At 60.4% G+C, this 13,667-nt stretch carries 11 protein-coding genes; 5 read left to right on the forward strand and 6 right to left on the reverse strand.

Annotation, left to right across the window (positions count from 1 at the left end; all coding sequences use genetic code 11):
- Positions 1-43 precede the first annotated feature (43 nt).
- Together B060_RS0103895 and proB are read right to left on the reverse strand one after the other, a co-directional pair.
- Positions 44-1,318 (reverse strand): glutamate-5-semialdehyde dehydrogenase, encoded by a 1,275-nt coding sequence (locus tag B060_RS0103895; protein WP_018080443.1) that lies wholly within the window; start codon positions 1,316-1,318, stop codon positions 44-46.
- 400 nt (positions 1,319-1,718) lie between these two features.
- Positions 1,719-2,876, reverse strand: coding sequence for a glutamate 5-kinase (proB, locus tag B060_RS0103905; protein WP_018080445.1), 1,158 nt, complete (start codon positions 2,874-2,876; stop codon positions 1,719-1,721).
- A 105-nt stretch (positions 2,877-2,981) separates the two neighbouring features.
- On the opposite strand from proB, the gene thrC reads away from it, so the two are divergent.
- Positions 2,982-4,367: a threonine synthase gene (gene thrC, locus B060_RS0103910; RefSeq protein WP_018080446.1), complete on the forward strand. Its 1,386-nt coding sequence runs from the start codon at positions 2,982-2,984 to the stop codon at positions 4,365-4,367.
- Between the two features lie 18 nt (positions 4,368-4,385).
- On the opposite strand, the gene B060_RS0103915 is transcribed toward thrC, so the two are convergent.
- Entirely contained in the window at positions 4,386-5,282 is an 897-nt protein-coding gene (locus tag B060_RS0103915) for an aspartyl protease family protein (RefSeq protein ID WP_162149135.1), read from the reverse strand.
- Positions 5,283-5,438: 156 nt separating this feature from the next.
- Here B060_RS0103915 and B060_RS27705 point away from each other — a divergent pair, with 156 nt between their 5' ends.
- Positions 5,439-6,938 (forward strand): hypothetical protein, encoded by a 1,500-nt coding sequence (locus tag B060_RS27705; RefSeq protein WP_211210474.1) that lies wholly within the window; start codon positions 5,439-5,441, stop codon positions 6,936-6,938.
- A gap of 76 nt (positions 6,939-7,014) precedes the next feature.
- Here the strand turns inward: B060_RS27705 and B060_RS0103925 are convergent, their stop codons facing one another.
- Positions 7,015-8,112 (reverse strand): NAD(P)/FAD-dependent oxidoreductase, encoded by a 1,098-nt coding sequence (locus B060_RS0103925; protein ID WP_018080449.1) that lies wholly within the window; start codon positions 8,110-8,112, stop codon positions 7,015-7,017.
- A 121-nt stretch (positions 8,113-8,233) separates the two neighbouring features.
- Between B060_RS0103925 and gcvA the strand changes: the two genes are divergently transcribed.
- On the forward strand, positions 8,234-9,196 hold the full coding sequence (gene gcvA / locus B060_RS0103930) for a transcriptional regulator GcvA (protein WP_018080450.1): 963 nt from the start codon (positions 8,234-8,236) through the stop codon (positions 9,194-9,196).
- A gap of 11 nt (positions 9,197-9,207) precedes the next feature.
- Here the strand turns inward: gcvA and B060_RS0103935 are convergent, their stop codons facing one another.
- Positions 9,208-10,215 carry a cysteine synthase A gene (locus B060_RS0103935; RefSeq protein ID WP_018080451.1) on the reverse strand — a complete coding sequence of 336 codons (1,008 nt, stop codon included), beginning with the start codon at positions 10,213-10,215 and terminating at the stop codon, positions 9,208-9,210.
- Between the two features lie 234 nt (positions 10,216-10,449).
- Here B060_RS0103935 and thrB point away from each other — a divergent pair, with 234 nt between their 5' ends.
- Complete coding sequence (gene thrB / locus B060_RS0103940) at positions 10,450-11,415, forward strand: homoserine kinase (RefSeq protein ID WP_018080452.1); 966 nt, start codon at positions 10,450-10,452, stop codon at positions 11,413-11,415.
- Positions 11,416-11,779: 364 nt separating this feature from the next.
- The gene (locus B060_RS0103945; RefSeq protein WP_018080453.1) at positions 11,780-13,006 is read left to right on the forward strand and encodes an RtcB family protein; all 1,227 of its coding nucleotides are present in this window, start codon (positions 11,780-11,782) and stop codon (positions 13,004-13,006) included.
- Between the two features lie 100 nt (positions 13,007-13,106).
- Here B060_RS0103945 and B060_RS0103950 read toward each other — a convergent pair whose 3' ends face one another.
- Positions 13,107-13,523 carry a group III truncated hemoglobin gene (locus B060_RS0103950; protein ID WP_018080454.1) on the reverse strand — a complete coding sequence of 139 codons (417 nt, stop codon included), beginning with the start codon at positions 13,521-13,523 and terminating at the stop codon, positions 13,107-13,109.
- Positions 13,524-13,667: the final 144 nt, after the last annotated feature.

A 13,667-nucleotide genomic window follows, 5' to 3' on the forward strand; every position in this document is an offset into this window, starting at 1 on the left:
ACGACAGTTTGGTGACGCGGTGTAAAGGGCAGGTTAAAGGGGCTCAAGGCCGCGTCTGGCCATCGCCGCGCACGACATATTTGAACGTGGTGAGTTGATCGACGCCAACCGGGCCGCGCGCGTGCAGGCGATCGGTGGAAATGCCGATTTCAGCGCCAAAGCCGAACTCGCCGCCATCGGCATATTGCGTCGAGGCGTTCCAGATGACGATGGCGGAATCGACCGCATTGAGGAAGGTCTCGGCCGCTTCAGCGTTTTCGGTGATGATCGCTTCGGTGTGACCCGAACCGTAGGTGCGGATATGATCAATGGCCGCCTGGATATCATCGACCACTTTGGTCGAAATGATGGCGAGCGAATATTCCGTCCGCCAGTCCTCTTCGGTGGCCGCCTTCATCGGATGAAGCTTTTGTGACGCTTCATCGCCGCGCAGTTCGCAACCGGCGGCTTCTAGCGCGGTGGCGATTTTCGGCAGCAGATCGGGCGCCACGGCGGCATCGATCAGCAGGGTTTCGGTCGCGCCACACACCGAGACGCGACGCATCTTGGCGTTCAGCGTCACCGCAACGGCTTTTTCCGCATCGGCGTCGGCGTGGATATAGGTGTGGTTGAGGCCTTCGAGGTGGGCCAGAACCGGCGCGCGCGCCTCGGCCTGCACCCGCGCCACCAGCGACTTGCCACCACGCGGAATGATCAGATTGATCGTCTTGTCGAGACCGCCGAGGATCAGGCCGACGGCATCACGGTCGGAGGTCGGCACCAGTTGCACGCAACTTTCGGGTAGGCCGGCTGCGCGGAAACCATCTTCGAAAGCGGCATAGATGGCCAGCGCCGAATTGAGCGCTTCCGATCCGGTGCGCAGGATGGCCGCGTTCGATGAGCGGATGCACAGGGCGGCGGCGTCGGCCGTCACATTGGGGCGGCTCTCATAGATGATGGCGATGACGCCGATGGGGGTGGATACGCGAGCGATATCGAGACCATTGGGCCGCGTCCAGCGCGCCAGTTCGCGCCCGACCGGATCGGCCAGCGCCGCGACCTCTTCCATCCCTTTGGCCATGGCCTCGACCCGCGCCGGATTGAGGATCAGGCGCTCGATCATGGCTTCGGTCAGGCCCTTGTCGCGGGCGAACTTCTGGTCTTCAAGATTGGCGGCGAGGATTTGGGCTTCGCGCTGGCGGATAGATTTGGCGGCTTCCAGAATGGCCTTGGTGCGCACCTCTGGTCCGGCCAGACGCAAAGCTTCCGCGCCGACCTTGGCCTTGCGGGCCATGTCGGTCATCAGGTCGGTCAGCGAAAGGCGGCTTTGGTCGTCCATCGGGAGGCTCCTTGGTCTTCAAGGGCTATATAGCGCAAACGGAACAAATTACGACCGTTTCATGGGAAATTATACTGCTGCCCGAAGTCATCAAGATTATTTAGGCCGTGGTCTCATTCTGTATCCGCGTAGAGCCCGCCCTATAATAAATGCAAGGGAAAGGGCAATAACTTGCGCAATCATGTAAAATGATGCCGTATCACCGAGTGGGTAAATTCTACCCTCAGCGGCCAGCTTAGTAGCCTCGGAGGCGACTTCGCGCCAAACTAAAATAGCAGGCACTAACACAAAAGCCGCGACAATGACCCAAGCGATGCGTTTCGCCACGAACGCAATTGTCAGCGCTGAAATAACTATCCAGACTAAAATCAATAAGTAGGGATACGTCATAATAGACCTATCATACCAGCGCCATATCATCCCGATGGATGACTTCATCGCCAGATGTATAGCCTAAAATACTCTCGATGTCTTTACTGCCCCGCCCACGAATGGCACGGATAGCCTCGGCGGAATAGGTGACGATGCCGCGCGCCACTTCCAGTCCCGCCGGTGAGATAATCGACACGCTGTCACCCTTGTCGAACTGGCCGGTGACCTCGACAATACCTGACGGCAGCAGGCTCTTGCCGTTATGCAGCGCCCGCACCGCGCCCTCATCGAGCATCAGCTTGCCGGCGGGCACCACCGTGCCGGCGATCCACGCCTTATAGGCCGCGCTCAAGGACGCCTGCGGCCGGATCAGGGTGAATTTCGCACCATGGCCAAGCGCCGACAGGGGCCTGACCACCTGCCCCGACGCGATCAGGGTGGCGCAGCCGGCCGAACCGGCAATCTTGGCGGCGGCGATTTTGGTGGCCATGCCACCGGTGCCGACCCCCGCCTGCGCATTGGCGCCACCGGCCATCGCCTCGATGCCTGCATCCAGTTTTTCAACCACCGAAATATGTTCGGCAGCCGTATTGCGACGCGGATCGTCCGTATACAGACCATCGACATCGGACAGCAGGATCAGCGCTTCCGAACGCACCAGTTGCGCAGCACGCGCCGCCAGCCGGTCATTGTCGCCATAACGGATTTCCTCGGTCACCACCGTGTCGTTTTCATTGACGATGGGCACGCAACCGAGATCAAACAGGGTCTCGATCGTGGCGCGCGCATTGAGCCAGCGGCGGCGCTTCTCGGTATCCTCGCGCGTCAGCAAAACCTGAGCTGTCTTGAGCCCTACCGCCTGAAAGGCCTCTTCCCACGCGCTCATAAGGCGCGGCTGACCGGCAGCGGCGGCGGCCTGTTTTTCATCAAGTTTCAGCTTCTTGCGCGGCAAGCCACGATTTAGGCCCAGATAGCGACGACCCAAAGCGCCGGCACCGGATGACACCAGAAGCACCGACTTGCCCTCAGCCATCAAGGCCGCGATATCTTCGGCCAGCCCGCGCATCCACGCCGCATCGGCCACACCTGACGCCGCATCGACGATCAGGGCCGAGCCGACCTTGATGGTGATGCGTCTGGCGGACACCAGAACATCAGGAAGCGTTTTTGTGGCGTCAGATGACATGAAGGCCTTTATTTGAGTGACTTTAAATGATAACTCGCGCGCTTCATAACGGCAATGCGGGCACAAGCGCAAGCCATTACGTCATTTGGCAAAATTGGTAACAAAATGAACTATATAGGCACCCGCGGCTTCCGCGAACCCCGTACCTTTGCTGGCGCCCTGCTCGATGGCCTGGCGCCCGATGGCGGCCTTTATGTGCCTGAAACCTATCCGACCCCTGATTTTGACCTCGCCGCCGCTTCCGCCGGCGATTACGGCGATCTGACCGAAAAACTGCTGACCCTGTTTGGCGTCGATGTGCTGGGGGCTGAGGCGGTGAAAAAAGCCGCCGCCCGCACCAAGGCCGCCTTCCTCAATGAGGCCGGCCAGGTGCCGCTGGTTCAGGTCGAGGACAATCTGTGGATTCTGGAGCTGTTCCACGGCCCGACGCTCGCCTTCAAGGATATGGCGATGCAGATGATCGCGCCGCTGACCGACGCCGCCCTGGCGCAGAATGGCGAAACACTGACCCTCGTCACCGCCACATCGGGTGATACGGGTGCTGCCGCCGTGCGCGCCTTCGCCGGTTCCGAACACGTCCGCCTTGTCGTCTTCCATCCGCTCGGCCGCGTCTCGCCCGTGCAGCGCCTGCAAATGACCACGGTCGAGGCCGACAATGTGCTCAATATCGGCGTCGAAGGCGATTTCGACGACTGTCAGCGCATGGTCAAGCGCCTGCTCGGCGAAGAAAGCCTGAAGCAGAACGGCCTCGTCTCCTCCGTCAATTCGATCAACTGGGGGCGTCTGCTCGGTCAGGTGCCATATTATCTCGCCGCCGCGGCCGCTTCCGGCGCCGATCATCCCGAATTCGTGGTGCCGACCGGCAATTTCGGCGACGCCTTCGCCGGCTGGGTGGGGCGCAAGATCGGCGGTAATGTCGGCCATATCCACGCCGCGGTTAACCGCAACGACGCCCTCGCTCAGGCGATCAATACCGGCCACTATGTTCGCCATCAGGCGGTCGAAACCGCGTCTGTCTCGATGGATGTGCAGGCGCCATCCAATTTCGAGCGTCTGGTGTTCGAGGCCTCCGGCCGCCATGCTGAGGGCGTCAAGGGCCTGTTCGATACTTTCAACGCCACCGGCAAGGTCTTCCTCTCCCCCGACCTGCAAGGCGCGCTGAACGCTCAGGTGAGCGCCAGCACGATTTCCGAAGGCGAGACAAAAGCGACCATCGCCTACGGCTACAAAAAATGGAACAAGGTGATCTGCCCGCATACCGCCGTAGCCGTGGCCGCAGCGCTCAAGCGCGGCATGGGACAATCGCAGCCGCAGATCGCCCTGGCCACCGCCCATCCGGCCAAGTTCCCCGATTTCGTCGCCTCGGCGCTCGGCTTCCAGCCGGAGGTGCCCGAAGCCATCCGCGCGCTTTACGGCAGCAAGGAAACCATCACCTCGATTCGCAACGATGAGTTCGCGGCGCTTGAGGTGGTCAAGGCGTTTCAAGCCTAGATTTAGTTTTTACGCGCTTTAGTCACCGACGACCGGCGCGACAAAATGGCTATTGGCTTTCAGGGCGATCCCCTTGCTGCCATTAACAGCCAGGGTGTACTGGCTGAGGAATCGCGTCCCCAATATGCCGTCGACGTTAAAATCACCGTCATGGCCCGCCGGGTCCATCAGCATGACAGGCAGGCTGTCCAGTTTTATGTCGCCAATGGCGAAGTTAGGCATGGTGACCAAGCGCGTCGCGGTTGTCGCCCCTGTGACGCCGCGCCGCTTGAGATCACGATAAACCGCAAACCGGTCCCACAGCCCCTTTGATTTCACTACGCGCGGAAATAGCAATAGCTCATCACTGCTCCCGGTATCCAGCAATACCTTCAGCGGGACACCGTCTATCACAACGGTCAGATAAATTTTCTGCGACTCCCCCGGATTTTCGGCACTCAGGTAAGACTTGACCGGCGTGAAATCGTGGAGGTCGTGCCATGCGCCGCGATAAAGACGAAGCTCCTTCGCCTCATAATCGAGTTGCGACGGCAGTGTCGTCAGAAACCCCGCCGGCAGAATACCCATTCGCCCATCCCTAACGCCGAAATTCGGAAAGCCGGTAAGGGCGACATTCGCCTGGCGCAGATTCGTGCCATAAACGATTTCATGCGCGGAATAGAGCGTAAGGGGCAGAACCTGGCCGCCCAGACCGTTGGTGTTCAATTTCCGGATAACAGGCAATTTCAGGGTCTGGGCGAGCTCGTCACGGACGCCGCTGCTGGAGGCCCCGGTATCTATCAAGAAGCTGTACGGCCCTTCTCGGTTGATCATCACATCGATCAAGGGCTTACCGACCTCGGTAAATCTCAACGGAATATGGATAACATCGCTGGCATAAACCACGCCAGGAAAGCACATCGCCAAACCGACCAAAAGCGTATGTCGCCTGTCGATCATGTCTAAGTCCTGTGATGCGTAACGGTTTTACATATGCCACCTACTCCCGTTTTACGTCAGATCGGATACAAAGGCTGCAAAATCTTGCCCCTTTCGCTTGCTAAGCCCCTCGCTTCAACCGAGGGCTTCTCCATGCGCGCTACCCGATTTTTCCTGCTGACAGGGCTAAGCCTCGTGCTGACCACTCCCGCCTTTTCGCAAGGTATGGGAGGCGGGGGCATGGGGGGCGGCAATATGGGCGGCATGGGCGGAGGCCCGCCGCGCGGCGGCGGCAGGGGCAAGCCCGCCAGCGCCCCGGTCGATACCCGTCCGGCGCCGGCCGTTATCGCCGTATCGCAACGCCTCAAGGGCGTGCTGACCCTCGCTGGCGTGGCGAGAACCCTCAGTCACCAGAACATTCCGTCTGACAAGCCCGACGTGTCCGGCCTCTATGCCCTGCGCGGCGCGCAGATCATGCTCGACAGCGTTGATATCGCCACCACCGGCACGGCCTCGCTGGTGGCAGATACACGCGCCTATGGCATGAATTCGGCTCTGCTGATCGACAGCGGCGCCCAGGTGCTGATGACCGGCGGCCATATCGCCACGCTCGGACAAGGGGCCACCGCCGCCTATGTCAGCGGCGAAGGCTCCGCGCTCAAGCTGGAGGGTGTGGCCCTGGCGACGCAAGGCACCGGCGCCTACGGGCTTGAGGTCCGGCCCGGCGCCAGCCTTGTGGCCAGTAAGATTTCCGTCGCCACAGTATCCGATCATGCCACGGCGCTTTCGGTCATGGGGCGCGGCCAGCCTGTGCGGATCAGCGACAGCCAGTTTGTCACCGAAGGGCCTTTGTCGCCTGTCATTTCGCTATCCGGCGATCTGGAAGTCGAACGCATTTCCGCCAGGGCCGGACGCGCCGATGGGCTGGTCATCGATGGCCAGCACCGTGCCAGCTTTATCGACAGCGGCCTTTCCGGCGATGGTTATGGCGTGATGATCTATGAGGCGCCACAGGATGACGGCGTGCCGCTTTCAGGCCCTCAAGGTGGTATGGATCGAGGTGGTCGTCGTCCTGGCGGCGGAGAACCTCCAGCCGGCGAACGCCCCAGAGACGCGAAGGCGGGGATGCGCCCCGCCATGGAGATGATGGGGCCACCGGAGGATCATACCGCCGCTCTGACCTTCACGGGCGGGCATCTTAGTGGCCGGCGCGCCGGCTTTTACGTCACAAACATCCGTACACAGATTAAACTGGATGAGGTCGAGCTGACCACAGCCAGCGGCGTCATTTTGAAGGCGGCAGCGGACCAGTGGGGTGAGCTGGGACGCAATGGCGGCGACGCCACCCTGACGGTCAGCCATCAGATGCTGACCGGCGATTTCGTCACCGACGCCATTAGCCATATCGCGGTAAACCTGAGCGAAAATTCCCATCTGACCGGCAAGACCACGCGCAACACCGATGTCGCGCTCGACGCGTCCAGTCGCTGGACGCTGACCGCCGATGCCGCGGTTGGCAAGCTGACGGGTGATCCGGCCCAGATCGACAGCCAGGGCCACACGCTGAGCTATGACAAGTATCGCAATCCGGCGCTGAACGGCCAGACCCTGCCGCTCCCCGGCGGCGGTCAATTGGTGCCAGGCGGCTTGTAGGGCGAACGCAAAAGCGCCTCTTTATCCGCGGATAATGAGGCGCTGAAAGCATAGGCAGGCGGGGGGCATGGCCCCGCTATTTGACACCCATCTTCTTTTGCAGTTCCGACGACGATGTCGTGTACTGGAAGCGCAGCTTCTTGTCCGGATAGACATAGCGGAAAGCCTGTTGCGCCATAAGCGCCGCCTCGTGGAAGCCCGACAGGATCAGCTTCAGCTTGCCCGGATAGTGGTTGATATCGCCGATGGCGAAGATGCCCTTGGTCGAGGTCTCGAACTTCTCGGTGTCGACCGGGATCAGGTTTTCATGCAGGTTCAGGCCGAATTCCGCCACCGGACCCAGTTTCATGGTCAGGCCGAAGAAGGGCAGGAAGGCGTCGGCTTTCAGATGAGAGGCATTGCCGTCGCTGTCTTCGATGGCGACCGATTCCAGGAAGTGGCCGGTTTCGCCCTTAAGCGCCGTGGCCTGGGCGATGACGAGATTCATCTCCCCGGCAGCGACCAGTTCGCGCATCTTGGCGACAGAGTGCGGTGCGGCGCGGAAGTCGTCGCGGCGGTGGATGAGCGTCACGCGCTTGGCGATCGGTTGCAGATTCAGCACCCAGTCGAGCGCGGAATCGCCGCCGCCGGAAATGACGATTTCCTTGTCGCGGAAGGCTTCCATCTTGCGCACGGCATAATGGACGCCAAGGCCGGCGCCGAGGTTTTCAAAGCCATCAATGCCGGGGATCGGCGGCTTCTTGGGCTGGAACGAACCGCCGCCGGCTGCGATGACGATCGACTTGGCGCGCACCACGGTCTGCTGGTCGGTCGTCACTTCCCAAAGGCCTTCATGCTCGCCGTCCTCGATCTTGCGCACGGCCACGGCCATTTCGCCGAGGTGATACTTGGCGCCGAAGGGATGGATCTGCTCCAGCAGACGCTTGGTCAGGTCGTCGCCGGAGATGATCGGCCAGGCGGGAATGTCATAGATCGGCTTTTCCGGATACAGCTCGGCGCACTGGCCGCCCACCTTGTCGAGAATATCGATCAGATGGCACTTGATATCGAGCAGGCCCAGTTCAAAAACGCTGAACAGCCCGACCGGGCCGGCGCCGATGACGACCACGTCGGTGGTCCAGGTTTCGCCGGCTTCCAGCGCATCGATGTGATGAAGCGGATTGGCTTCGGTCATTTTTTTCTCCAGTGCTTTTCGATTTTTTGGATCGAAATAGTTTTTTTAAACTGAAAGACGCTATAAAGGGGCGTCTGGTTAAGGGCAACTGAGGCTATGTAGCCAAGTCGGGGATTTGTAGATGTCGCGTGATCGCTTGCCGCCGCTGTCGGCGCTTCGGGTTTTTGAAGCCGCCGCCCGCCATGAGAGTTTCAAACAGGCCGCCGAAGAGCTGTTTGTGACGCCCGGCGCGGTGTCGCAGCAAATTCGCCTTCTGGAAGAGCACGTTGGCGTTGAACTGTTTGTGCGCGATGGCCGCCGCGTTGTGCTTTCCGAAGCCGGTAAGGCCTCGGCGCAGATTTTGAAAGAAGCCTTCGAGAAGATGTTCGAGGCCACGCGCCTGATGAAACAGGGCAACCAGAAGGGCCGCGTCACCGTTTCCGCCGCGCCCAGCTTCGCTGCCAAGTGGCTGATGCCGCGCCTTTATGACTTTAGCGCCGCTAATGAAGATATCGACGTCTGGGTGAGTGCTGACATGGCGCCGGTCGATTTCGCCGTGTCCGATATCGATCTGGCCGTCCGTTACGGCAATGGCCACTACAACGGGCTGCATGTCGAGCATCTGCTGGCCGAGGCCGTCGTGCCAGTGTGCTCGCCCTTGCTGTTCGAGGCCGCGCCCATCAAAAAACCGGCCGATCTGGCGCACCACGTCCTGCTGCACGATGTCGGTGCCGAAACCGATCCGAGCTGCCCGGACTGGCCGATGTGGCTCAAGGCGCATGGCGTTGAAGGCGTCGATGCGTCGCGCGGCCCGCGTTTCAACCAGTCGAGTATGGTGATCGAGGGGGCGGTTGCCGGTCGCGGCGTGGCCCTGGCCAAGCGCACCATCGCCGAGGCCGATCTGAAGGCCGGCCGGCTGATGATCCTGTTTGACGAAAAGGACAAGCCGCTGGAATACGGCTACTATCTGGTCTGGCCGCAAACGCGCGAACCCACCCCGGCGCAACTGCGCTTCATGGAGTGGCTGCGTGGCGAGGCCAGTCGCATCGACGGCGCGCCGAGCGCGCAGACCGAACCGCCGGTTTTCGCCGCCATGGATATTTAGGGAACAGGCCACTAGTCCGCCGCCATCCATGGCGGGACAGGCAGGCCTTTTTCACGCAGGAAGGGCGGATTGAAGATCTTCGAGGCATAGCGGTTGCCATAGTCGCACAGCATGGTGACGATGGTCTTACCCGGCCCTAAGTCCCGGGCCATCTTCATGGCGCCGACGATATTGAGCGCGGCCGAGGTGCCAAGGCACAGGCCTTCGTTTTCGATCAGATCATAGAGCACCGGCAGCCATTCCGAATCCGCCACCTGATACGAGCGATCAACGGTGATCCCTTCGAGATTGGCGGTGATGCGGCCCTGACCGATACCTTCAGTGATCGAGGTGCCTTCGGATTTCAGCTCGCCCGTGGTGTAATAGCTGTAAAGCGCCGCGCCAAACGGATCGGCCAGACCGATCTGGATGTCCGGGTTCTTTTGCTTGAAATAGAGGCTTAAGCCCCCGAGCGTACCGCCCGAACCGACGGCGCAGATAAAGGCGTCGATCTTGCCATCGGTCTGCGCCCAGATTTCCGGGCCGGTGGCGTCGATATGGGCCTGCCGGTTGGCGGTGTTGTCGAACTGGTTGGCCCATATGACGCTTTCGCCGGCATCGCGCAGCTCTTGCGCCAGGGTGCCGGAATAGCGGACATAGTTGCCGGGATTGGCGTAAGGCAGGGCGTCGACCTCGATCAACTCGGCGCCGAAAGCCCGGATCGCGTCCTTTTTCTCCTGCGCCTGTGTGCGCGGAATGACGATCTTGGCCTTGTAGCCCAGGGCCTTGGCGACCATGGCCAGGCCGATGCCGGTATTGCCGGCTGTGCCTTCCACAATGGTGCCGCCCGGCTTCAGCGAGCCGTCGGCCTCGGCGGCGCGGATGATCCACAGCGCGGCGCGATCCTTGATCGACTGGCCGGGGTTAAGGAATTCCGCCTTGCCGTAGATCTCGCAGCCGGTCGCCTCGCTGGCCGCCTTCAGGCGGATCAGAGGGGTATCGCCGATGAGATCGACAACGGAAGGTACAGTCTTGGCCATATGCGGATTCCTTTTCCGGGATGCGGCTAGCTAACAGATCAGCCCCGCTAACCCAAGCGATGGATTCTAAGCCAGCGATTTAGTCATTCTGTGCCAGGGGAGCAAGTAAATTTGCGATCAATTCGCAAATTGCCGCTTGCGGATGGTCTTGCAACCATTTGGACTTGCCAAATGATGACGAATGGGGTTCATCGGCCTTCGCACCGTTGAGGCATAACAGGGGTTACGAGGTTTATGGCTGTCTTTACGCAGGTTTCGCTGGAGGACGCCCGTGCCTATCTCGCTGATTATGATATCGGCGAGGTGCTGCATCTCGAAGGTATCGAGGAAGGTGTCTCCAACACCAATTTCAAGGTCGAAGCCACGTCTGGTCTTTACGCGCTCACGCTTTTCGAGGCCGCGACGCCGGAAGACGGCCTGCCGTGGTTCATGGACTACACCCTCTATCTCGACCGCAAGGGCTATCCGGCGCCGGGGCCGGCGCTCAAGCGCGATGGTCAAAGCCTTGGCCGCATCAATGGCAAGAGTTGCGCCCTCATCAAATGGCTGCCCGGTCGCTGGCCGCGCAATCCCGATACGCGCCACGCCACATCCGCCGGCGAATATCTGGCGAAGCTGCATCTGATCGGCGGCGATTTCCCCCAGATACGCGAAAATTCGATGGGTCTGGCGGCGTGGCCGGGCCTGATCGCGCGCTGCGAACCGAGGGCGGCGGGCTCACTGCGCGCCCAGGATATCCTTGCCGAATTCCGCGAAGAACTGGGGTTTCTGCAAACCCACTGGCCATCAGGCTTACCTGTGGGCGCCATCCATGCTGATTATTTCACCGACAATGTACTGATGAGCGATGACGGCAAGGTCACCGGCGTGATCGACTATTATTACGCCTGCACCGACGCCTACGCCTATGATCTGGCGGTCTCGCTCAATGCCTGGGGCTTTACGCCGGGCGGCCAGCCCATGCCGCAGATGATCTCGGCCTTTATCAAGGCCTATCATGCCACGCGGCCGCTGTCCGAAGCCGAGGTCAACGCCCTGCCTTTGTTCGCGCGTGGCTCGGCGGTGCGCTTTACCCTGACGCGGCTCTATGACCTGCTCAACCACGATCCGTCATGGGTGGTGAAGCCGAAAGACCCGGAAGCCTTTTACCGCCGGCTCGATTATCACCGCGGCATCAAGACAGGCCACACCTATTTTTAGGTGCATTATGCACCTGATACCGCAAAGCCACACTCGTCACATTTGAAACCTTCACCGCTTGACCCGTGTATAAAACAGGCAGATGAAGCCCGCATGACCCAAGCGTATAGCCACATCCAGCCGAACCAGATGCCATCCTCGAAAGAGGTCGGCACCTTTGCGGCTGCGCTACGCCCACAAGCACTCCGCAATTGGAGCGACCGTGGACAGGGCTGTAGGATGAAAGACTAGGATCACCCGATCTTTAGCTTTTGTGCAGCCCTTTTGACCCGGTCAAAAGGGCTTTTCTCATGCTTCGTTGCCCTACCGCATCGCGGCTTGAGCGCGTTAAATCCGGGATAATCAACTAAGAAAGGAGAAAGACATGCAAGTCTTTCAAGGGGCCAGAGGTGGCCTAATCAAGGCATGGATTGACGGTGTGGCGGTTGAGGATCAGGCGCGCAAGCAGCTCGATAATATCGCCGCCATGCCGTTTATCCATAAGCACGTCGCCATCATGCCGGATGTTCACTGGGGCATGGGCGCCACCATTGGTTCGGTCATCCCGACCAAGGGCGCGATCATTCCGGCGGCGGTTGGGGTCGATCTCGGCTGCGGCATGATGGCCATCCGTACCACTCTCAATGCGTCTGATCTGCCTGACAATCTGTCGGGCCTGCGGACAGCGATCGAGCAGCGGATTCCGCACGGGCGGACGGACAATGGCGGGCGCAACGACCGGGGTGCGTGGGGTGAAGTGCCGGAAGCCCAAACCGAGGTCTTCAAGGGTTTGAGTGGCGAACTGCAAAAGATCGTGGACAAGCATCCGAAGATTTCGCAATCGGCATCACGGGCACATAATCATCTGGGGACGCTCGGTACCGGCAACCACTTCGTCGAGGTTTGCCTCGACGAAAACGACGCCGTCTGGATCATGCTGCACTCCGGTTCGAGGGGGATCGGCAACCGGATCGGTTCGTACTTCATCGAACGCGCCAAGCACGAAATGAAGCGGTGGTATATCAGCCTGCCCGACGAAGACCTCGCCTATTTGCCGGAAGGTTCCGACCTGTTCGGCGACTATATGGGTGCGGTGTCGTGGGCGCAGAGGTTCGCACGGGCCAACCGGGAACTGATGATGACAGCGGCCCTTGCGGCTTTGTCGGCATCGGTACCGAAGCGCTTCACCAGCGACTGCGAAGCCGTCAATTGTCACCATAATTACGTGGCGCATGAGCGGCATTTCGGTTCGGACGTGCTGGTAACCCGGAAGGGTGCCGTGCGGATCACGCCGGAAACGCTGGGCATCATTCCGGGCTCGATGGGCGCCAAGTCGTTCATCGTGCGCGGAATCGATGGCCAGGCGGCAGCCGAGGCCCTGTGTTCGTGTTCACACGGCGCAGGCCGGGCGATGTCACGGTCGGAAGCCAAGCGGCGGTTCACGCTGGAAGACCACGCCCTGGCCACGGCCGGCGTGGAGTGCCGGAAGGATTCCGAGGTGGTCGATGAGACGCCGGCCGCCTACAAGGATATCGACGCGGTAATGAAGGCTCAGGCCGATCACGTCGAGATCGTGCATACTCTTAAGCAGGTTGTTTGCGTGAAGGGTTAGAAGAAGCGTCTGTGGCTCCGGTCACGGGCGCTTTTTCTTTACTCAGCCACTCAGCACCATTTGGCCACTCCCGGGGAGGGGCATGGTGTGACAATAAATCCTATGGCCTGAAGAACAGGCCGAGCTTCAGGCTCTCGCCGATCCGGCTAGCGCGGATCATGAAATATTCCACCGCCGCCTCGGAAGGCGCGATATCGCGCAGGGTCTGCTCGAACAGATACAGCCATTCACCGAAATGCGCCGGCTCGATGGTCGAGACCTTCATGTGCGCCTGCATCGGCCGACCGGAATAGACACCGGCGTTCAGTGCCACGGATTCCCAGAATGACTTGAGTTTGGCCAAGTGATCGGGCCAGTCATCGACCGCGCCGTTAAACACCGACCCCAGTTGCGGATGTACGCGCACGCGCGCATAAAATTCGTCGACTAGCTTCGAAATAAAGGCTTCATCCACACCGATGGCGGCGGCGTCTTGGCGGATTTTCTGGCGGGCGGCGATAGCGTGTTCTGAGCTCATGCCCACACTCTATCATGCTGACAGGCTTTGGCCTATGCGACGGGTTGTCTTACTTGTTAAGGTCATTCTCACAGAATAGCGAGCCTTTAGCCGCCCTAAACCCTCAGGCGACAAACCATCGCTTTAATTTGGCGCCACAAAACC

Source organism: Asticcacaulis benevestitus DSM 16100 = ATCC BAA-896, from assembly GCF_000376105.1.
Lineage (GTDB): Bacteria > Pseudomonadota > Alphaproteobacteria > Caulobacterales > Caulobacteraceae > Asticcacaulis > Asticcacaulis benevestitus.